Annotated in this window: 15 protein-coding genes; 6 read left to right on the top strand and 9 right to left on the bottom strand. The window is 74.1% G+C overall.

Annotated features, from left to right (window positions below; genetic code table 11):
- The 3 genes from MNZ39_RS05175 to nagZ all read left to right on the top strand — a co-directional run bounded on the left by MNZ39_RS05175 (position 1) and on the right by nagZ (position 4,240).
- Positions 1-906 carry a DUF58 domain-containing protein gene (locus MNZ39_RS05175; RefSeq protein WP_242335544.1) on the top strand — a complete coding sequence of 302 codons (906 nt, stop codon included), beginning with the start codon at positions 1-3 and terminating at the stop codon, positions 904-906.
- Entirely contained in the window at positions 903-3,056 is a 2,154-nt protein-coding gene (locus MNZ39_RS05170) for a BatA domain-containing protein (protein ID WP_242335541.1), read from the top strand. The genes MNZ39_RS05175 and MNZ39_RS05170 overlap by 4 nt, the downstream gene beginning before the upstream one ends.
- A gap of 89 nt (positions 3,057-3,145) precedes the next feature.
- The gene (gene nagZ / locus MNZ39_RS05165; RefSeq protein WP_242335538.1) at positions 3,146-4,240 is read left to right on the top strand and encodes a beta-N-acetylhexosaminidase; all 1,095 of its coding nucleotides are present in this window, start codon (positions 3,146-3,148) and stop codon (positions 4,238-4,240) included.
- A gap of 215 nt (positions 4,241-4,455) precedes the next feature.
- Here the strand turns inward: nagZ and MNZ39_RS05160 are convergent, their stop codons facing one another.
- From MNZ39_RS05160 to MNZ39_RS05140, 5 genes are all read right to left on the bottom strand, one after another.
- A complete protein-coding gene (locus MNZ39_RS05160; RefSeq protein WP_242335535.1) occupies positions 4,456-5,577 on the bottom strand; it encodes an alpha/beta hydrolase family protein in 1,122 nt (373 codons plus the stop codon).
- Positions 5,578-5,747: 170 nt separating this feature from the next.
- Positions 5,748-7,064, bottom strand: a complete 1,317-nt coding sequence (locus MNZ39_RS05155; protein ID WP_242335532.1) for a response regulator — start codon at positions 7,062-7,064, stop codon at positions 5,748-5,750.
- A 173-nt stretch (positions 7,065-7,237) separates the two neighbouring features.
- Positions 7,238-8,323: a porin gene (locus MNZ39_RS05150; protein ID WP_242335529.1), complete on the bottom strand. Its 1,086-nt coding sequence runs from the start codon at positions 8,321-8,323 to the stop codon at positions 7,238-7,240.
- 34 nt (positions 8,324-8,357) lie between these two features.
- Entirely contained in the window at positions 8,358-9,395 is a 1,038-nt protein-coding gene (locus MNZ39_RS05145) for a sulfate ABC transporter substrate-binding protein (protein WP_242335526.1), read from the bottom strand.
- 152 nt (positions 9,396-9,547) lie between these two features.
- Entirely contained in the window at positions 9,548-11,005 is a 1,458-nt protein-coding gene (locus tag MNZ39_RS05140; RefSeq protein WP_242335523.1) for a CotH kinase family protein, read from the bottom strand.
- Positions 11,006-11,351: 346 nt separating this feature from the next.
- Between MNZ39_RS05140 and MNZ39_RS05135 the strand changes: the two genes are divergently transcribed.
- A complete protein-coding gene (locus tag MNZ39_RS05135) occupies positions 11,352-12,638 on the top strand; it encodes a hypothetical protein (protein WP_242335520.1) in 1,287 nt (428 codons plus the stop codon).
- Positions 12,639-12,641: 3 nt separating this feature from the next.
- Here the strand turns inward: MNZ39_RS05135 and MNZ39_RS05130 are convergent, their stop codons facing one another.
- Positions 12,642-13,946: an MFS transporter gene (locus MNZ39_RS05130; RefSeq protein ID WP_242335517.1), complete on the bottom strand. Its 1,305-nt coding sequence runs from the start codon at positions 13,944-13,946 to the stop codon at positions 12,642-12,644.
- A gap of 156 nt (positions 13,947-14,102) precedes the next feature.
- Between MNZ39_RS05130 and MNZ39_RS05125 the strand changes: the two genes are divergently transcribed.
- Together MNZ39_RS05125 and MNZ39_RS05120 are read left to right on the top strand one after the other, a co-directional pair.
- Complete coding sequence (locus MNZ39_RS05125; protein ID WP_242335514.1) at positions 14,103-14,849, top strand: SDR family oxidoreductase; 747 nt, start codon at positions 14,103-14,105, stop codon at positions 14,847-14,849.
- A 197-nt stretch (positions 14,850-15,046) separates the two neighbouring features.
- Positions 15,047-16,258, top strand: a complete 1,212-nt coding sequence (locus MNZ39_RS05120) for a hypothetical protein (protein WP_242335511.1) — start codon at positions 15,047-15,049, stop codon at positions 16,256-16,258.
- A gap of 46 nt (positions 16,259-16,304) precedes the next feature.
- Here MNZ39_RS05120 and MNZ39_RS05115 read toward each other — a convergent pair whose 3' ends face one another.
- The 3 genes from MNZ39_RS05115 to MNZ39_RS05105 all read right to left on the bottom strand — a co-directional run bounded on the left by MNZ39_RS05115 (position 16,305) and on the right by MNZ39_RS05105 (position 19,414).
- On the bottom strand, positions 16,305-16,964 hold the full coding sequence (locus MNZ39_RS05115) for a hypothetical protein (RefSeq protein ID WP_242335508.1): 660 nt from the start codon (positions 16,962-16,964) through the stop codon (positions 16,305-16,307).
- Entirely contained in the window at positions 16,961-18,079 is a 1,119-nt protein-coding gene (locus MNZ39_RS05110) for a DUF2332 family protein (protein WP_242335505.1), read from the bottom strand. Before MNZ39_RS05110 ends, MNZ39_RS05115 begins: the two co-directional genes overlap by 4 nt.
- Positions 18,080-18,163: 84 nt before the next feature.
- On the bottom strand, positions 18,164-19,414 hold the full coding sequence (locus tag MNZ39_RS05105; RefSeq protein ID WP_242335503.1) for an MFS transporter: 1,251 nt from the start codon (positions 19,412-19,414) through the stop codon (positions 18,164-18,166).
- Positions 19,415-19,558: the final 144 nt, after the last annotated feature.

Raw genomic sequence — 19,558 nt, 5'->3', positions numbered from 1 at the left:
ATGGCCGACGCGAAGCGCCCCCTCCTCGACCCCGCCGTCCTCGCGAAGCTCGGCACCCTGAAGCTCCGGGTGCGCGCGGTGACGGAGGGCGTGCTCTCCGGGCTCCACAAGTCGCCTCACCACGGCCAGTCGGTCGAGTTCGCCGAGCACAAGGAGTACGCGCCCGGCGACGAGATCCGCCACATCGACTGGAAGGCCTACGGGAAGTTCGACAAGTACTACGTGAAGCGCTTCGAGCAGGAGACGAACCTCCGCGCCTACCTCGTCGTGGACGCCTCCGGCTCGATGGGCTACCGCGGCGATCCCGACCGGCTCTCGAAGCTCGAGTACGCGAGCGCGCTCGCCGCGTCCCTCGGCTACCTGCTCGTACGCCAGCAGGACGCGGCCGGGCTCGTGCTCGTGCAGGGCCACGTCGCGGGCGCCATCCCGCCCCGGGCGTCGGCGAGCCACCTGACGCCGGTCGTCGAGGCGCTCGAGGCGGCGAGGCCGCAGGGCGTGACGCGGCTCGACGCGGCCGTGGACTGGATCATCGAGAACGCGCCGCGCCGCTCCTCGGTCGTGGTCTTCTCGGACCTCTTCGACCCGGACGAGCGCATCGTGAAGAAGCTCGCCCAGCTCGGCCGGCGCAAGCACGAGGTCACGATCTTCCACGTGCTCGATCCCGCCGAGCTCGAGTTCCCGTTCGACGATCCGACCCTGTTCCTCTCCATGGAGGACGCGCGCCAGGTGGAGGCGCACGGTCGCGACGTGCGGAAGGGTTACCTCGAGGTGCTCGGGCGCTGGCTCGAGGAGACGAAGCGGACCGCCGCCGAGGCCGACGTGGACTACGCGCTCTGCCGCACCGACCGCCCGCTCGACGAGGTGCTCGTCCCGTTCCTCGCCCGCCGCGAGCGCAGCGCCGCATGAGCGTCGGCTTCCTGAACCCCGCGCTCCTCTGGGGCCTCCTCGCCGCGGCCATCCCGCTCGCGATCCACCTCTTCTTCCGCCGCCGCCCGCGGCCGACGCCCTTCCCGGCGATCGACTTCATCCTCCGCGCCCGGCGCGAGACGCAGCGGCGCCTGCGCATCCGCAAGGTGCTGCTCTTCACCGCGCGCACCCTCCTGCTCGCCGCCGCGGCGCTCGCGATCGCACGGCCGCGCGCGGAGCGGCCGGGTGAGGCGGCCGCCGCGGTCGTAGAGGGGCCGAAGGCCACGGCCATCGTGCTCGACGCCTCCGGCTCCATGCGCTACCGGCTCGGCGGGCGGGCCCTGTTCGAGCGCGCCCGCGCCGACGCGCTCGGCGCCCTCGCCGCGCTCGGTCCCGACGAGCCCGCCACCGCGGTCGTGTGCGGCGCCGAGACGCCCGCCGCCGAGCCGCCGGGCTTCGACCGCGCCGCGGTGCGCCGGCTGCTTGAGCAGGCCGAGGCGTGGGCGGGCCACGCGGACCTCACCGCCTGCGTCGGCGCGGCGGTGCGCGCGCTCGCGAGCCCCGCCGCGCAGGCGCGTCTCGGCAAGCGCGTCGTCGTCGCGACCGACCTCGCCGCGAGCGCCTGGCGGCTCGACGTGCCTCCGCCGGTGATCGAGGGGCCGGAGGGGAAGATCCTCCCCGAGGTGACCGTCCAGGACGCCGCGCGCGGCGCGCCGCTCCCGAACCTGGCGGTGGTCGGTCTCGACGCCGAGCCGGATCCCGCCGCGGGCCCCCGCGGCTACCGCGTCACTGCGGCCGTGTCGAGCGCGGGCGGTGAGGCGCGGAAGGACGTTCCGCTCGGGCTCTCCGCCGGGGCCGGCCCCGGCGCGAAGACCGCGATCCGCGCGTTCGTGGATCTCCCCTCCGGCGGCACCGTGCGCAAGACGCTCTCCTATGCCTTCCCGCAGGGCGGCCCCGCCGTGCTGCAGGTGGCGCTCCCGGAGGACGCGCTCCCGATGGATGACGCCCGCGCGGTCGCGCTCGTCGTGCCGCGCGAGGTGAGGGCGCTCGTCGTGGACGGCGCGCCCTCGCCGGTGCGCTACCGGGACGAGGCCTACTTCGTGGAGTCCGCGCTCGCCTCGACCGCGTCGCCGGTGCGACCGAAGCTCGTGGACGCGGACGCGTTCCCGGGCGAGGACCTCTCCAGGTACGACGTCGTGCTCCTCCTCAACGTACGCAGCGTCGGGGCGAAGACCGCGGAGCTCGAGCGGTTCGTGGAGAACGGCGGCGGGCTCTTCCTCTCGCTCGGCGACGAGGTCGATCCCGAGGCATACGACCGCGAGCTCGGAAAGCTCCTGCCGATGCCGCTCCACGTCGTGAAGACCGCCGCCTCGCCCGCCGACGGCGCGGCGCGGGCCGCGCGCTTCGCGGACGTGGCCTGGGATCACCCCGCGCTGTCGATCTTCGTGGGCGAGGCGCGCGAGGGGCTCCTCGGCACGCGCACCTACCGCTACGTCCTCGCGAAGCCCGGCCCGAAAGGCGCCCCGGCGACGGTGCTCGCGAGCTTCGACGACGGCGCGCCGGCGCTCGTCGAGGCGCGGCGCGGCCGCGGCCGGGTGCTGCTCTTCACCTCGAGCGCCGACCGCGACTGGACCGACTGGCCGATCCGCACGAGCTTCCTCCCGGCGATGCAGCGCTTCGCCGGCTTCCTGGCGGGCGGGCTCGAGGAGCGGCGCGAGCCGGCGCTCGTGGTGGGCGCGCAGCGGACGATCCGGCTTGAGCCGGGCGAGCGGCTCGCCGGGCTCGTCGATCCGGGCGGGCGGGAGCGCGGGCCGGCGGAGCTCGAGCGGTTGGGGCTGCGCGAGGGAGAGCGCGGCGGGCTCGTCGTTACGCCGCGCGAGCCGGGCCTCTGGCAGGTGAAGGTGGCGGCGCAGGGCAAGGGCGAGCGGCTCGAGCCGCGCCTCGCGTTCGCCGTCTCGCCCGATCCGCGCGAGTCCGACACGCGGCGGCTCGAGCCGAAGGAGCTCACCGCCTACTTCGGCGGCGAGACGCACGCGAAGGTCGAGGGCGACGCGCAGGCGGCGGGGGCGGGCCGCACGATCCCCCTCTGGTCCGTCCTCCTCGTCCTCGCGCTCGCGGCCTTCTTCCTCGAGGGAGTGCTCATCAGCTGAAGCGAGCGTCGGGCCCGCGGCCCGATCGGCACGGCAGCGCCGCGGAGCGGGCACCTTGCCCGCCGCCCGGCCGTGGCTAGGATGGCGCGGTGATCTCCACGCTCGATCGCGACGTCGCCGGCCTCTTCTGCGTCGGCTTCCACGGCAAGACCCCGTCGCCCGAGGTGCTGGAGCTCGTCCGGCGCGGGGTGTACGGGGTCGTCCTCTTCGGCCGCAACGTGGACGGGGCCGAGCAGGTGGCGGAGCTCGTCCACGCGCTCAAGGCCGCCGCGGGCCGGCCGCTCCTCGTCTCGATCGACCAGGAGGGAGGCCGTGTCGCCCGCCTGCGCGAGCCGCAGGGCTTCACGGAGGTCCCGCCGATGCGCGCGCTGGGCGACGCGGGCGACGCGGCGCTCGCGCGCGAGGTGGGCGCGCTCCTCGGCCGGGAGCTGCGCGCCGTGGGCATCGACCAGGACTACGCGCCGGTCGTTGACGTGGACACGAACCCCGCGAACCCCGTCATCGGGGATCGCGCGTTCTCGCGCGATCCCGCCGCCGTCGCGCGGCTCGGCGTGGCGCTCGCGGAGGGGCTCCAGTCGGCCGGCGTCGCCGCCTGCGCGAAGCACTTCCCCGGCCACGGCGACACGAGCCAGGACTCGCACAAGGACCTGCCGCGCCTCCCGCACCCGCTCGCGCGGCTCGAGGAGGTGGAGCTGGCGCCGTTCCGGGCGCTCGCGCGCGCGGGCGTCGCCTCCGTGATGACCGCGCACGTCGTCTTCGAGGCGCTCGACCCGCGCCGGCCAGCAACGCTCTCGCCGGAGGTGATGCGGCTCCTGCGCGAGCGGGTCGGCTTCCAGGCCTGCGCGATCTCGGACGACCTCGAGATGAAGGCGGTCGCCGAGCACTTCCCGCTCGAGGAGGCGGCGCCGGGCGCGGTCGCGGCGGGGGTGGACGCCCTCCTCGTCTGCCACACCGCGGGCGTGCAGCACCGCGCGATCGATCTCGTCCGCGCCGCGGTCGAGGGGGGGCGCATCCCGCGCGCCCGGCTCGCCGAGGCGCGCGCGCGCGTCGAGCGGCTCCTCGCCTTCGCGGGCCCCGCGCCCGACCCGCGCGGCGTCCTCGCCCGGCTCCGCACCCGGGAGCACCTCGCCGTCGCCACGCGCATCCCGCGGCTCGCGACGGGGCACGACCCGACCCACGTCTGAACGGGATCCCCTCGCGGCGGTCTGCCGGCGATGAACGGCCGATCATGATTCGCGAACCGGCGAGCGAAGCGAGCCCGCCGGGGCGACGCCGCGGAAGCGGCGAAGCCGCTCGCGGCGGCGCACGGGACCCGGCTGTCGGGGTGGGGCATCGATCGGTACGCGCGCACGAGCGCGCGGAGCTTCGCTCGGCGGGGCGGGGGCGCAGCCCCCGTGGATCATCCCCGAGGGGGTCTGCGCGTCGCGGGCCGCCGCTGGCGCAGCGCAGCGCCGCGCGGCCGGTCGCGCCGGCCGGAGCGGGCCGCGATCGCGGGGGGCGCCGTCTTCACCGCGTCCTCGCGCAGCGCCTCGCGGCGCGGGCGGCGCCTCGGCAGCGGGGCCGCGTCGAGCCGCTCGAGCGCGTCGAGCATCGCCTGCCGCATCGCGCCCTGGTGGCGGAGGATGGCGCTCACGTGTCCGGCGGGCAACCAGCGCAGCTCGGCGCCCCAGTGCTCGGCGATGCGCCGCATTTCCGACGGCGGCACGAAGCCGTCGGAGGCGGTGCCGACCACGATGGCCGCCTCGGGATAGACGGGCGCCGGCAGGCAGGTCACCGAGAACTGCGCGGCCATGGCGAGCAGCGCCTCGCGCACGGACTCCTCGCTCTCGCCCTCGCCGGCGAGCTTCGGCCAGGAGGGCACGTGCCGGAGCACCCCCGCGCGCAGGACCGAGTCCGGCGAGCAGGCCGGCGCGACCGGCACCACCGCCACGGGGAACGACGCCGCGGCGCCCACCATCGCCGCGAGCTGGCCGCCCATGCTGTAGCCCGTCACGCCCACCCGCTCGGCGCCGACCGCGTCGCGCAGCCAGCGCAGGAGCGCGCGGCCCTCGAGGAAGGTCGCGGCCGCCATGAGGTGCATGTCGGCGACGGAGCGGACCGCGTGACGGAGCTGCGCCTCCGGACGGCGCGCGCCGTAGTACGCGTTCTCGAGCACCGCCGCGCCGACGCCGTGCGCGAGCAGCGGCTCGGCGAAGCGCAGCCGCATCCCGAAGCCCTGGTCGCCCGAGGCGGCGAGGTGCACGAACACGCCGCGCAGCTCGCCCTCGGGGAGGAGGAGCTTCACTCGCGCCGTGCGCGCGCAGGAAGGCAGCCGCTCCTCCGGGCTCTCGAACGTCCCGTCGCGGACGATCCCGCCGTGCGCGCGCCTGCTCGGTGAGAGCCGGACGTCGATGGGCCGCGTCCTGCGCCGGAGCAGCAGCTCCGGATCGGCGGACGCGCAGATCGCGCGATCACCCCAGCCATCCTCGAAGAAATGGTGCCCCCGGATCGCAACGCCGAAGATGAGATCCAAGAGATGCATGGTCGCGCTCCGCAAAAACGATAGTGCGGAATGCGCCGTCGCGCGCCCCCACGGGCGGCGGGGCGAGCGGTCGATCGCGGGAAGCTGTAATCGTGGGAGGCCCGCGCCGGGACGGACCAAGCGAGCGGGCGAGCGGCGTGGGGGTGGACCGCGGGAGCGAGCCCCGGGCCTCAGCTCCGGTCGAGGATCTTGAGCGCGAACATCCCGACGAGGAAGCCGTACACCGCGTGCTCGGGCCGCTGGGCGTGGTGGACGATCTCGGCGACCGTTCGCGTGCCGTCCACCCTGGGCAGCGTCTCCGCCTCCCAGCGCTCGAGCTCGACCTCGTGCAGCCCGTAGGCCGGCTGCGGGCTCGGGATGAGCCGGTCCTCCGGGCTGAGCAGGCGGAAGAGCCGCTCCGGCTTGTAGAGCTTCTTCACGCCGCGGACGATGAGGTTCGCCGGGTGGAGGTCGATCTTGATCGCCTCCTGGGCGGCCCGGTCGGTGAAGTGCATCCGGTACTCGCCCTCCTCCCAGCCGAACACGGAGTAGACGATCGCCTTCACCTGCTGGGCGAGGTAGTAGAGCTTCTCGGTGTCCTTGAGGAGCTTCATCTCCACCAGGATGTCGCCGGTGCGCCGGCCGGAGCGATCGGCGGCGGCCTGGCACTCCTCGAGCTGGGCGGTGGTGATCTTGCCCACGCGCACGAGGAACGGGCCGAAGCGGTCGGTGACGAGGTTCGAGATGGCGAAGCAGGGCCGCCCCTTCTCGAAGTAGATCGTCTTCTTGACCTTGCCCTTCTGCAGGGTCAGCTCGCCGGTCTGCTGCGCGAGGTGGAAGGCGGTGATGAGCTCGGGGACGTTGTCCTCGAGCCGTCCCTCGGTGCGGGACAGGTCGGGCCCCGGGCGGCTCGGAGGCGGGCGCGGCGGGGCGGGGCGGGGCGGCGGACGCGCGGGGCTCCCCACCGACGCGGCCGTCACCGTCTCGCCGCGGAGCACCGCCGAGACCTTGCCGTCCTCGGTGAGGACCACCTTGCCGGTGAGCTCCATCGGCTCGAGGGGCTCGTCCGCCTCGACCGCGACCTCCACGTCGAAGTCGTTCCCGTGGAGCGGCGGAGGCGCCGGGGTGCGCGTGGGCGCGGGCGTCGTCGCCGGCAGGAGCGCGCGCAGCGCCAGCACGAGCTTGTGCGCCTCGAACGGCTTCTCGAAGTACTCGGCCGCGCCGTGCTGGGTGCGCGCGTCCGTGGCGGCGCGGCCGCCCTTGAACACGCCCGTCATGAAGACGAACGGCACCCTCGCGTTCCGGAGCGCGTGGGCGACGTCGTAGCCCATCATGTCCGGCAAGAGGACGTCCACCACCGCGGCGGCGGGCTTCTCGGTCGCGACCTTGGAGATGGCGGTGTGGCCCTTGCCGACGGCGATGGGGGTCCACCCCTCGGCCTCCATCAGGCGGGCCAGCAGGGAGAGCAGCTCGGCGTTGTCGTCGACGAGGAGGATCTTCGGCCGCACGGTCCCGGCACGATACCGGTGGGGGCACATCGGATCAACGCGTGCGCCGGTGTGGCCGCGCGGCCTACCGGCCGCATCGCTCGCTCCGGAGGCGGGGCACGCGCCGCGCTCGCAGCGAAGGAGAGTCGGCCCCGGCGTCGATCCGACCGCCGGGGCCCGGGTCCCGCCCCGCCCTAGAAGACGACCTGCCCGAAGAGGACCGCCCGATCTCCGGTCCGCACCGCCTTCTGCGATTGATCGAGCTCGTAGTTGGCGATGAGCCGCGCCTTGATGGGGAGGAGGTCCACGTAGGCGCCCACCGTGTAGCGCTCGTTGCGATCGCCGGCTGTCGTGCGGTTGCGGTCGAAGCGCTCCGCCCGGAAGACCGGGCCCACGTTCCACGGGCTCTTCCCGTACAGCCCCGCGTACCAGCCGCGCGCGAGCGCGTCCGAGCGCGCGCCCGTTGCGGCGGCGAAGACGTCGCGCTCCGACTGGATGAGCTCGGCCGCCGCGAAGAGATACGGGGTGTCGAGCGTCGCGTCCGCGCCGTAGGTCAGGAAGTAGAACGAGGTGTCGTCCACCGCGGCGCCGGCGCCGTCGAAGCGGCCGTTCGCGCCGAGGCCGGCGAGCTGACGCCCGTAGCCGTACGACCCACCCGCGCGCACCGTCGTCCTGCCGGCCGCGAGCGAGAGCCCGGCTCGGCCCCACACGTTCTTCTCGTCGAGATCGTCGCGCCGGCTGGGGCCCGCGCCGTTCACCACCGAGGCGGCGAGGTCCGCGCCGAGCCCGCCGGCGATGCTCCACCGCCCCACCACCCCGAGGCCGAGGTCGCGCGCGTCGGAGCTCGCGGTGAGGCTCGAGGTCGTGGTGGAGCGCGCGAGCGCCGCCACCACGTACGAGCTCGTCACCCACAGGAGCTTCGTGTCGCTCTCCGGCTGCTCGTAGCCGAAGGGCGTCTTCCACTGGCCGGCCCGCAGCTCGAGCCCCGGCAAGAGCGAGAAGCCCTGGAGCGCCGCGTAGGCGTCCTTCACCGAGGCGTCGGCGGCGTCGAAGAGGAAGGAGTAGGCGACGTGCGGCGTCACCTCGCCGCGCGCGCCGATGCGTGCGCGGCGAAGCTCCACGGTCGAGGTGTTCGCGCCGGGGGTGGGCGCGTCCAGGCGCGAGGCCTGGACGTTGAGCACGCCGTAGAACACGGGGGAGGTCTTCTCCTGCGCGCGGGCGGGCGGGGCGAGCAGGGTGGCGACGGCCGCGAGCGCGGCGAGCGAGAGGCGGAAGCTCATGGGTCTTCTCCGGGAGGTCTTTAGGGAACGCCGTTCACTGGCCGGGCGTGTAGATCTGGTCGAAGACGCCGCCGTCGGCGAAGTGCGCGGCCTGCGCCTTCTGCCAGCCGCCGAAGGCGTCGATGGTGACGAGCTCGAGCCTGGGGAAGCGGGCCGCGTGGCGCGCCGCGACCGCCGGATCGCGGGGCCGGTAGTAGTTCCTCGCGGCGAGCTCCTGGCCCTCGGGCGTGTAGAGGAACTCGAGGTACGCCTGCGCGAGCGCGCGGGTCCCGTGCCGGTCGGCGTTCCGCTCCACCACCGCGACCGGCGGCTCCGCGAGGATGCTCGAGCGCGGCACCACGATCTCGAACTTCCCCTTCCCGAGCTGCTCCACGGCGAGGAACGCCTCGTTCTCCCAGGCGAGGAGCACGTCGCCGAGCCCGCGCTCCACGAACGTGATGGTGGAGCCGCGGGCGCCCGAGTCGAGCACCGGCACGTTCCGGTACAGGGACCTCACGAACTCGCGCGCCTTCGCCTCGTCGCCGCCGCTCTTCTTCACCGCGTGCGCCCAGGCGGCGAGGTAGTTCCAGCGCGCGCCGCCCGAGGTCTTCGGGTTCGGGGTGATCACCTGGACGCCGGGCTTCACGAGGTCGTCCCAGTCGCGCAGGCCCTTGGGGTTCCCCTTGCGCACGAGGAAGACGATGGTCGAGGTGTACGGCGACGCGCGCTCCGGCAGGCGCTTCTGCCAGTCGACGGGGAGGAGCCCCCGCGCGGCGATCGCGTCCACGTCGTAGGCGAGGGCGAGGGTGACCACGTCGGCCTCGAGCCCGTCGATGACGGCGCGCGCCTGCTTGCCGGAGCCGCCGTGCGACTGCCGCACGCTGAGGTCCTGGCCGGTCTTTGCCTTCCACCTGGCGGCGAACGCCCTGTTGACCGCGTCGTACAGCTCGCGGGTCGGGTCGTACGAGACGTTGAGCAGCTTCGCCTCGCCCCCCGCCGATTCCGTGGCCCGTGCCGGCGCCGCGCCGAGCGCGACTGCTATGAGCGCGGCCGCGGCGGCGTTCCTCCACAGCTTCGATTCCCCTCTCGTCATGACACTCCCCTGGGTTGCGCGACGACCGAACGGCCGGACGTCCGTTATAACGGACATCCTAGATAACGGCGGGCCGTCCGGTCAAGCGGACGGTCCCGAGGGCGTGCGCCTGGCGGGCCTTTCAGCAGAGGAGTGGGGAATGCCGCAGGCTGCTAGTAGCGCTCTGCGAGGTAGGCCCAGCGGGCTGCGATCCACTCGCGCGCGTAGGCGACCTCATCCTCGTACGAGTGCCAGTCCGTGCGCCCAATGGCCTCGAAGTAGGCTCGCTGCTCGCTCCCCCAGCGCGCGTCGTCGCGCCACGCGGTCGCCGCGGTCTCTGCGACGAGGCGGTCGTACTCGGAGAGCACGGCGTCGCTGGGCACGCGCTCCCGGAGTGCGGTTCCCAGTCGCGCCCGCGTCAGGTCTCCGAAGGGAGGTGCGAGGAGGCGCTCGAAGAGGTGGTTCCTGTCGATGAACTCCGCCGAGCTCTGCGGGCTCGTTCGGAGCATCTGATAGTTCTGGCCGAGGCTTCCCGCGTGATCCCACACGGTCGCTCGCCAGGGGCCCGCCTGCGGATCGTGATACAGGAACGTGTTCTTGCCCACGCTATCGGTCGAGTAGGACAGCATCGCGAGCACCCACCAGTCGCGGAACTCGTCGACGCTTACCGTCTCGGGCAGCGCCGCGGCGAAGGTCGCATCGTCGGCCGTCGCGACGAGTTGCACGAAGGCGTCGAGATCGTCGAAGGCGCCGGGCTCCCCCTCGAGCGGCGTGCCCTCGTCCTTCTCGTACCCGTCGTGCCAGGTGACCTTCGGCTGGCCGTCCGGGCCGGTCTCGCGGAAGTTCGCGAACCAGGACATCGCGAAGTACAGGTTCCCGTCGCCGTCGAGGCCGTGCTCCTTGAGCACCTGGCCCGCGATCTTCTCGCTCATCATGTAGACGCCGCGGAACTCGCCGTTGAGGTACAGGACGGCACTCGCGGTGCGCACGTCGATGGGGTGGTCGGCGACGAGCGACCAAAGCCCGAGGGTGAGACGGTTTCGGATGAGCGTCTGATCGTCGAAGGTCGTGACGAGCAGGATCTTCTTGCGCGGTGGGAACCCGAGGACGGGGTCCGAGAATTGGGCTTCATCCGGAAATGAGAGCGTGAAGCTCTTCTTCGGGAAGTTCAGCGAGCTGGCGCCTCTATATTTCACCCCCAGCGAATAGGTGGTTCCGCGGTACGTGAGATTTGCAGGGACGTAGTCCAAGTCCGTGATCTCCGCGTCCACCCGCAGGTGGAACACGGGGAGCCCGTACTCCTCGGTGTATCGGGCCGGGTCCGGCGGGGTGTTCCCGGTCGCATCCCAGCGGTCCACGATCCCGACCCGGAGCTGCGCCCCGGCCTTGCCCGGCATGCGCACGGTGGCGAGATACACCCCCGCGTCGGCGAGCCCGGTCTGCCAGACGACCTCTCCGGCGCGCGGATCGAGCCGGGCCGCCGCGGGGAGCCCCTCCAGCACGAGGTCAGCCGGCAGAGCAGCGCCGTTCGCGCACCCCACGGAGAGCTGCAGCCGCTCCCCCTCCACGATCCAGGCGGGGCCCGCGAGCGTGATCTGGCACTCCGGCGGAGCCGGGGGCGGAGCGGGCATGGGTGGAACGACCGGATCGATCCCCGCTTCCGGCGCTTCCCGCGAGCACGCGAGGACGGCCGAGGCGACGGCGATCAGCACCAGCATGGGCGGGGTGGAACGCGGCGCTCGGGTCATCGCTCGTACAGCCTCCGAGCGGACAGGTAGTTGCTTGTGTGAGGGTGTGGACCTCCTCGCCCGGGCCGAGCCTCATCCGGACCGCCGTACTTTCTGAATCACGGCCCTCCCGATGCACCAAGCCGCCCGCGCGAGCAGCGTCGGTATCCCGCCCAGCCTCCCGAGGGGCGCGCCGGACGGGCGTCGCCTGGCCGACCCACCGCACGTAGGTTTCGCCGCGGAGGTCCCGATGCGGGCGAACGTGCTCCTGGCGGTGGTCGTTCTGTCGGCGTGCGGGAATCCAGGCGCGAAGGACGGCGTCGGGACCGGCAGCAGCCGCCTCTCGGACGCGGACGTGACCCGCCTCACCTGCGTGAGGGCTCCCGAGCTACCCGCCCCGGCTCCCACCGGCGGGTCGTGCGCCGGGATCACCGTCCCGGCGCTTCCCCCCGCGATCACCGCGAGCCTTCCCGCCTTCGGCGCGGGTGCGGTGTGCACGGCGGCCACCACCGATGGCACGGGCGCGGTCGCGGCGGGCCTGCTCTACGGGCCGACCTACGCCACGGGCGCATTCGCGGTCTGGAGGGCCGACGGCGCTCAGGCCTGGTACGCGGCGGACCCCGCGAAGCTCTTCGGGGGCGCCGAGGTGTTCGGCGGGCCGTCCGGCTTCCTCGCCTACCGCCACGCCTCGGGCGCGGCGACCTTCACCGCCGACGGACGGACGACGCCGGTCTCGGCGGATCCATGGCCGTCCGGCTTCACGCTCCTGCAGCAGCGTGCGGGCTATTCGGGGCCCTACGCGGTCGCGCCGGACGGCGCGGGCGGCGCGCTCGTCGTCTCCGCCGGGCCGGGGGACGCGGAGGGTGAGAACGGGATCTACGCGGCGCGCTTCGACGCCCCCGGCGCGCTGCGCGCGTTCTTCACGGTCGAGGTCTCGCGCCGCGAGGCGGACGCGCCGGTGCTCCGCTCCTCCGCCGCCCTCGCCGTCGGGGCCGATCCGGCCGGGCACATCCTCGTCCTCTGGTCGGGCGTCACGCCGTGCGCGCCGGGCGCGGTCGCCGCGCGCTGGTTCGATGCGGACGGCGCGCCGCTCGGGCCGCCGTTCGACGCGGGCGTCGCCGCGCCGGGGACGCTCGTCGCGCTCCTCGACGGGAGCCTCGCCCTGCAGGACGGCGCGGGCGCGTTCGTGCGGCGCTTCGAGGCGGGAAAGCTCGCCGGCGGCCCCGTCCCCGCGTGGCTCGCCGCGGCGGGCGGCGCCGCGCTGCACCGGGTGCTCGGGGGTCGCGCCTACGCGCTCGCGCGGAGCGCGCCCGACGGGAGCGGCGCCTGCGCGCAGACGCTCGAGATCGTCGCGCCGGACGGCGAGGTGTGCGGCACGCTCGCCCTCCCGGGCGCGGCCGCCTGCGAGCGCTTCCCCTGGCGCGCGCCGCCCGCGCCGTGGATCGGCCCGGACGGCACCCTCGTGCAGGAGGTGGCCGGCACGCTCGAGAGCGAGGCCGCGTGCACCTGGCGCTTCTGGCCCGCGGCGCTGCGCTGAACGTCAGCGCGCGGTGTCGTCTGGGAGCGGCGCCCCGCCGTCCGGCAGCGCACCGCGCGGGCGCAGGAAGAGCACCGCCAGCGTGAGCGCGGCCGCGGCGGCGACCACGCCGGCGATGGCGCGGGAGAGCGGGACCCCCGCGTCCTCGTGCAGTGCGGCCACGAGGGTCGGCGTGACCGCGGCGACGAGCGCGCCCACGTGGTAGGCGACGCCCATCGAGCGGGCGCGCACGTGCGGGGGGAAGAGCAGCGTGAAGAGCATGGGCGTCACGCCGGAGGTGCCCGCCCCGAGCACGCCGGCGAGGAGCGCACCCGCCCACAGGAGGCCGGGCGCGAGGCCGACGTGGAGCGGCAGCGCCGGCAGGAGCAGGACGAGCGGAATTGCGAGGGCGGGGACCACGCCGGCGCGGCTCGCGAGCCAGCCGCAGCCCACCGCGCCCACCATCATCCCCACGTTGAACAGCGTGACCAGCCCGGCGACGTCGCCGGGAGGCCGGCCGAGCTCGCCCTGCAGGAGCGCAGGCCACAGCCCGGTGAGGCCGTAGTAGACGGAGAAGCTCATCCCGAGGAGAGCGCTCGCCCAGGCGATCCGCAGGAGCACCCCCTCGCGCGCGAGCTCCGCGAGCGAGGTCCGCGGGCGCTCCCGCGCCGCGCGGCGCCACTCCGCGCTCTCCTGCACGAGGAGCCGGATCGGGATGACGAGCAGCGCGGGAAGCGCGGCCAGGAGGAACAGCGGGCGCCAGCCGAAGGCCGGCACCACCCACGCGTGTGCGACGCCCGCGAGGATGAAGCCAACCCCCCAGCTCCCCTGGAGCAGGCCCGACGCGATCCCGCGGCTCCGCACAGGCCAGCTCTCCATCGCGAGCGCGGCGCCGGCCGTCCACTCCGCGCCCATCCCGAACCCGAACAGCGTGCGGAAGACGAGCACCCAGCCGAACGACGGCGCGAAGGCGACCGCGCCGTCGCACAGCGCGAACCACGCGATCGAGATCATGAGCGGGAGCTTCCGCCCGACCCGGTCGGCGAGCGCGCCGGCCGCGAGCCCGCCCGCGAGCCGCACGAGCAGGGTGAGGGTGATGCTCCCCGCGGTCGCGACGTAGGTGACGCCGAACTCCTTCGCGATGTCGCGCATGGCGAGGAGGAAGATCGTGAAGTCGAAGCCGTCGAGCACCCAGCCGAGCCAGGCGGCGAGGAACGAGAGCCACTGCGGGCGGGTCGGCTCTCGCCACCAGGCGCCTCGGCCCGGAGGGCCCCTCCTGTGCGCTGGCTCCGGGAGGGCTGGCGCTGCGAGCCTGGGGTGCGTGGCCATGGGGCCAAGGCGCATAACCGGAGAGGCGGGCCGGCGTCAAACGCCTGCGTGCGCCGCCGCGTCGACGGAGCGTACGACGTCGCCGGTGGGGACGCGCCGCGGTGGGCGGGGACGGCGGGAGCGGCTGAACGACGTCAACGATGGGAGAACGCGCCGATGGAGCTGAGAGAGCTGAAGGTGATCGTCACCGGTGGTGCGCAGGGGATGGGCGCCCACTTCGTCCACCGGCTCGCCGAGGCGGGCGCGGTGGTCGCGGCGGGCGACGTGAACGAGGCGAAGCTCTCCGAGCTCCCCGCGGCCGTCCACCGCCGCCGCCTGGACGTCTCCGACGAGGAGGACGTGAAGGCGTTCGTGGCGTGGGCGGCGCAGGCGATGGGGGGCCTCAACGCGCTCGTGAACAACGCCGGAATCATCCGTGACGGGCTGCTCGTGAAGCGGGATCGCGCCACCGGCGAGATCACCACACTCCCGCGGGCGGACTGGGACGCCGTCATCGGCGTGAACCTCACCGGCGCGACGCTGATGGCGCGCGAGGTCGCCGCGACGCTGGCCAGGGCCGGCACGCGCCCGGGGGTCGTCGTGAACATGTCGTCCGTGGCGCGCCACGGGAACCGTGGCCAGTCGAACTACGTCGCGGCCAAGGCCGCCCTCGCGGCGAACACCGTCACCTGGGCGCGCGAGCTCGCGCCGTTCGGCATCCGTGTCGGCGCGATCGCGCCGGGCATGATCGAGACGCCGATGACGCAGGGCATGAACGCGAAGGCCCGCGACGCGCTCGTCGCGGCGATCCCGGTCGGCCGCATCGGCACGCCCGAGGACATCTGGAGGGCGCTCCGCTTCATCGTCGAGTGCGACTACTTCGACGGACGGTGCGTGGACGTGGACGGCGGCCTCGCCATGTGAACCGCCGGACCGACGCGCCCTCGCACCGCCAGCGGCCAGGCACTGGCCCGGTGGTCCGAACGCTCGAAAGGAGCCGGGAGCATGGGGTGCGCGCCCGGCCCCTCCGCCGCGCTAGCCTGCGTGGCACGGAGGGTCAAATGCGAAAGCGCCTCGCAGTAGCGCTCGTAGTGTTTCTCGCCGGTGGCTCGGCTCGCGCGATGCCGAACTTCTCGCGCCGAGAGGGCTTCGACTGCACCACGTGTCACACCACCATCCCGCGCCTGAACCGCTTCGGCTACGAGTACCGGAACTCGGGCTTCCGCACGCCGGACACCATCGGTGATCGGAAGCAGAAGGACCTGCCGGACTTCGGCACGATGTTCGCCGCCCGGCTGCAGACCGAGCCGAGCTTCGTGCGGACCCGCACGGGCGGGACCACCACCAACCGCGGCCAGATCTCGTACTTCGAGACCACGCTGTATCCGCTCGTCGGCTCGTTCGGCCGCTGGTGGTCGTCGGAGGGCGAGCTCTCCTTCGCGCCGGGCGAGGGGTTCGAGGTCGAGAACGCCTACGTGCGCGCGACGTTCGGGAGCGCGGCGAGCCGCTTCAACGCGCGGGTCGGCGTGTTCCACCCGTGGGAGGGCTACGGCGCGAGCGATCGGCCGATCACCATCAACCGCCCCCTGTTCCAGCGCGTGCCGGCGCGCTACGGCGCCGGGGCCGGGAACACCTTCTTCACGCTGTGGGGGTTCGATCAGGCGGGCATCGAGCTCGGCTACACGTTCGCGGGCTTCAACATCGCAGCGAGCGTGCTGAACGGCCTCGTCGTCCGGGAGGAGGAGGGACGGTTCATCGCCGATCCCTTCCAGGGCGGCGCGCTGTCTCGCGCGAACGACGATCCGAACTACAACTCGAAGGACTACCAGGTATTCGCGAACCAGTTCTTCGGCGACGCGGCGCTGAGCGCGCACTACTACCACGGCAAGCTCACCGTGCCGACGGGCACGGTGGCGGCGCCCGGCCCGGAGTTCACCGACAAGTTCGACCGCCTGACCGTGTACGGCACGCTGCCGCTGCCGCGGTTCGGGGGGGCTCGCGTGCCTCCGCTCTCGCTCCTCGGAGGCTACGTGGCGGGCTGGGACACGGGCTTCGCCGGAGGCGCGACGGGCGGCAAGTCGCGCTCGAACGGCGCGTTCGGGGAGGTGTTCGCCTCCGTGACGCCGATGGTGGGCGCGGCCGTGCGCTACGACTGGTTCGACCCCTCGAACAAGAGCTCGTCGAACGAGCAGCAGGCGGTGGTGGGCGCCGTCAACGTCGCGGCGCTCAACGGCGCCCAGGGCATCCTCGAGTACCGCCACCGCCTGAACGAAGGGGCCGCGACGAACACCAACACGGACGAGGTGCGGCTCCGCCTCATCTACATCTTCTAGCTAACGCGAGAACGGGGGCGGCGCGACGGCGCCGCCTCCGGCGCGCTCATCGCGCGAGCACCCCGTCCACGCCCGCGGTGGCGTGGAAGGCGACGTTCGGGACGCGCGCGCTCCCGTTCGCGATCGGGACGCCGACGTAGGCGCCGACGACGCGTCCGCCGACCGTGAGCCGGAGCCGATCGGTGCCGAGCGGCAGCCGCCCCTCGATCCCGGCGGCCAGCGCCGGCCCGGCGAGGTGCAACCCGAGGCCGAAGAGACCTCGCCCCTCGTCGAGCGCCTGCCCGCGGACGGTGCTCTCCGGGTGCGCGAGGACGAGGCCGCCGCCGAGGCGCGTCCAGACGCCACGAGCGACCTCGATCCCGTAGGACCCGACGAGCAGGTTGAAGCCGTGGGAGACGGAGAAGTCCTGCACCTCGGGCGGCGGGTTCTGCAGGTAGATCTTGTGGTGCAGGAACTCGAGCGAGATCTCGCGCCCGCCCTCGCGGCGGAAGCCGCCGATGCCGTAATAGATCGGGTTCTCGAACGGCCGCGTCGCCCAGCGGGCGCGCAGGTGCAGATCGGGCTCGCCGCGCTGACGGATCGTGAGCGGCGTCCGCAGGTTCAGCGGCCCGCCGACGAGGAGCTGCACGCCCCACTCCGCGCCGGCGGCAGGCTCCGCGGTCGCGAGGAGGGCGGCGGCGAGGAGGAGCTCTGCGCGCCCGGTCAAGGGTGCGCGGCGGCGGGCTCGCGCGCGAGGAGTGCCGCGAGCTCGGCGACCGCCCCGGTGCGCCGCGCGATGCGGGTCGGGTGGAAGCCGCAGCCGGCGAGGACGAGGTCTTTCACGGCGCCGGCCGGGGACCGGACGTGCGCGATGATCGCGGCCGGCTCCTCGGGGCCGGCCTCCGGCCCGGCCGCCTCGAGCTCCACCCACAGGGCCTGGCCGGGCGGCTGGGCCGAGAGCCAGGCCCGCATCCCCGCCGCGTACTCGGCGCGCTCCTGCGGCGGAAGGTAGTCGCGCATCACCGTCTGGTAGGCGAGCACGAGCGCGCCGCGCTCGGCGGCGGAGAGGACGTCGAGCCGCGCCGGCACCGCCGTGGCCGCCACTGGGGCGAGCACGGGCGCGTCCGGGCGTCGGAGCGCGAGCCGGTAGGCCCCGAGCGCCAGCTCGAGCCGGGCGAGCCGCTCGGCGTCGGTGGGCCAGATGCACGCGCGGATCCACTCCGCGTCCTCCGGCCTCGTCGCGTCGAGCGGCGCGGGATCGAGCCCGAGGCGCGTCACCGCGGCGACCCCCTTCGCGACCTCGAGCGGAGCGCCCGCCTCGTCCGTCCAGATCGCGGGCAGCGCGTCGGCGACGAGGTTCAGGCCCGCGCTCGCGCCGACGTCCACGAGCGCCAAGGGGCGCGCGCCGTTCGAGAGCCCCGCGAGCGCCGCGGGCCACAGCCACGCGACCGCCCGCGAGGTGTCGTTCGTCTGGAGGCTCCGCTCCGCGAGGGTGTCGAACAGCCGCTCGCGCGTGCCGTCGAGGGCGGCGCGCAGCGCGTCGACGGTGACCGCGGCGGCACTCGGCGCGGGCGCCGCGAAGGCGGCGAACAGCGGGTGGCCCTCGCCCTCCTTCATCGCATCGTGGCGCAGCGCGGCGAGGAGCAGGAGCGGCCGCTCCCAGTAGACGTGGAACGTGCGCCGCTCCCACGCGGCGGCCAGGAACCGGGCCGCAGGACCGGCGAGCGCCTCGGGCAACAGCTCGAGCGCCCGGACGTACGGAGCGCACCGCTTCACCGCGCTCCCGCGCACGCGCTCGAGCTCCTCGAACAGCCCGTCGATCCCGGTCCGTCGCGCGCCCATGCCGGCCTCCTCCGATCCCCATGCTGCGGACGGTCGGCCGATGTCGCCTCCCCGGTGGAGGGGCAGCACGGCGACAGCAGCCGCTCAGCCGGGCGGCGGTGCGTGCGCCCGGAGGGCGGCGAGGCGGCGGCGGCGCGGGCCCGCCGCGGCGAGGTGCAGGGCCGCCACGAGCGACCCGAGCGCGAGGCACAGGAGCCAGAGCGCTCGCGCGCCGAAGCGCGTCAGCACCTCGCCGCCGACGAGCGGCGAGAGCGTGAAGGCGACGCCCCACGCCATCGAGAACGCGCCCTGGTAGCGACCGCGCAGCGCGGCGGGCGCGAGATTCGCGACGAGCGCGTTCGCGGTCGGGAACCCCACCACCTCGCCCACCGTCCAGAAGAGGACGCCGGAACCATACACGAGGAGTGGACCCACCACCTGGCCGAGGGCCGTACCGACCGCGGCGTTCACCCCGAAGCCGAGGCCGAAGAGGAGCGCGGAGAGGGCGAGGAGGTTGGCGCCGTCCCGCCGCTGGAGCGCGGGCCCGAGGAGCGGCTGGAGCAGCACCACCCCGAACCCGTTCATCGCCATGAGCAGGGAGAAGCCCTTCGGCCCGATCCCGTGAGCCGCCATGTCGAGCGGCGCGGCGAGCTGGAACTGGAGGAACACCACGAGGCCGAGCAGGTGGAGCAAGAGGAACGTGACGAGCTGCCCGTCGCGGAAAGCGATGGAGAGGCCCGCGAGCGGCGAGTGCGCCTGCGCCCCCGCCGGCCGGGTCTCCGGGACGCGCAGGAAGACGAGGGCGGCGAAGGCGAGGCAGGTCGTGGCGTCGGCGAGGAAGAGCAGGAGGAAGCTCCGCTCGGCGACGAGGCCGGCGAAGGCGAGGCTGATGCTCCAGCCGAGGTTCACCGCCCAGTAGACGAGCCCGTACGCACGGGTGCGGTCCTCGGGCGGCACGAGGTCGGCGATCGCCGCGTTCATCGCCGGCCGGTAGAGCTCGCTCGTGGCCGCCGCGAGGAACGCGAACAGCCCGAGGAGCCAGGGCGCGCGCAAGAAGCCGATCGAGCCCACCGCGAGCGCCCCGAGGCCCAGCGAGAGGAGCATGGTCGCGCGCCGGCCGATCGCGTCCGCGAGCGTTCCGCCGAGGGGGCCGGCGACGAGCACGCCCACGCCGAAGAGCGAGACGATCCGCCCCGCCGCGCTCGGGGAGAGGCCGCGCTCGCGCACGAGGTACAGCGCCAGGAAGATCCCGACGAAGCTCGCGAGCCGGTTCACGAGCATGCCGGTGAAGAGCATCCAGAACGTCGCCGGGAGGCCGCCGAGCGCGTGGGAGAGCCTGTTCCGGAGGGAGGCCAAGGCGCGAGGTGTAGCAGAGGGAGGCCACACCGTCACCCCGCGTGCGGCCCGCAAAAGAGAACGGCCGCCCTCGCGGGCGGCCGTGACTTGCCGGGGGGTGTAGGGGGGCAACGCCCCCCTACGTAGACACCGTCGAAGTCTGAG

This window comes from Anaeromyxobacter sp. SG66, assembly GCF_022690805.1.
In the GTDB taxonomy this organism is placed as follows: domain Bacteria; phylum Myxococcota; class Myxococcia; order Myxococcales; family Anaeromyxobacteraceae; genus Anaeromyxobacter; species Anaeromyxobacter soli.
Note: the sequence above shows the minus strand (reverse complement) of the source record. Positions and strands in the feature narration are given on the sequence as shown.

What these genes read in the sequence shown, in the direction of transcription:
- MNZ39_RS05120 (WP_242335511.1), top strand. Translation starts at nt 15,047, where the DNA reads ATGCCGAACTTCTCGCGCCGAGAGGGCTTCGACTGCACCACGTGTCAC.
- MNZ39_RS05170 (WP_242335541.1), top strand. Translation starts at nt 903, where the DNA reads ATGAGCGTCGGCTTCCTGAACCCCGCGCTCCTCTGGGGCCTCCTCGCC.
- MNZ39_RS05175 (WP_242335544.1), top strand. Translation starts at nt 1, where the DNA reads ATGGCCGACGCGAAGCGCCCCCTCCTCGACCCCGCCGTCCTCGCGAAG.
- MNZ39_RS05150 (WP_242335529.1), bottom strand. Translation starts at nt 8,323, where the DNA reads ATGAGCTTCCGCCTCTCGCTCGCCGCGCTCGCGGCCGTCGCCACCCTG.
- MNZ39_RS05145 (WP_242335526.1), bottom strand. Translation starts at nt 9,395, where the DNA reads ATGACGAGAGGGGAATCGAAGCTGTGGAGGAACGCCGCCGCGGCCGCG.
- MNZ39_RS05110 (WP_242335505.1), bottom strand. Translation starts at nt 18,079, where the DNA reads ATGGGCGCGCGACGGACCGGGATCGACGGGCTGTTCGAGGAGCTCGAG.
- MNZ39_RS05125 (WP_242335514.1), top strand. Translation starts at nt 14,103, where the DNA reads ATGGAGCTGAGAGAGCTGAAGGTGATCGTCACCGGTGGTGCGCAGGGG.
- MNZ39_RS05140 (WP_242335523.1), bottom strand. Translation starts at nt 11,005, where the DNA reads ATGCCCGCTCCGCCCCCGGCTCCGCCGGAGTGCCAGATCACGCTCGCG.
- MNZ39_RS05130 (WP_242335517.1), bottom strand. Translation starts at nt 13,946, where the DNA reads ATGGCCACGCACCCCAGGCTCGCAGCGCCAGCCCTCCCGGAGCCAGCG.
- MNZ39_RS05135 (WP_242335520.1), top strand. Translation starts at nt 11,352, where the DNA reads ATGCGGGCGAACGTGCTCCTGGCGGTGGTCGTTCTGTCGGCGTGCGGG.
- MNZ39_RS05160 (WP_242335535.1), bottom strand. Translation starts at nt 5,577, where the DNA reads ATGCATCTCTTGGATCTCATCTTCGGCGTTGCGATCCGGGGGCACCAT.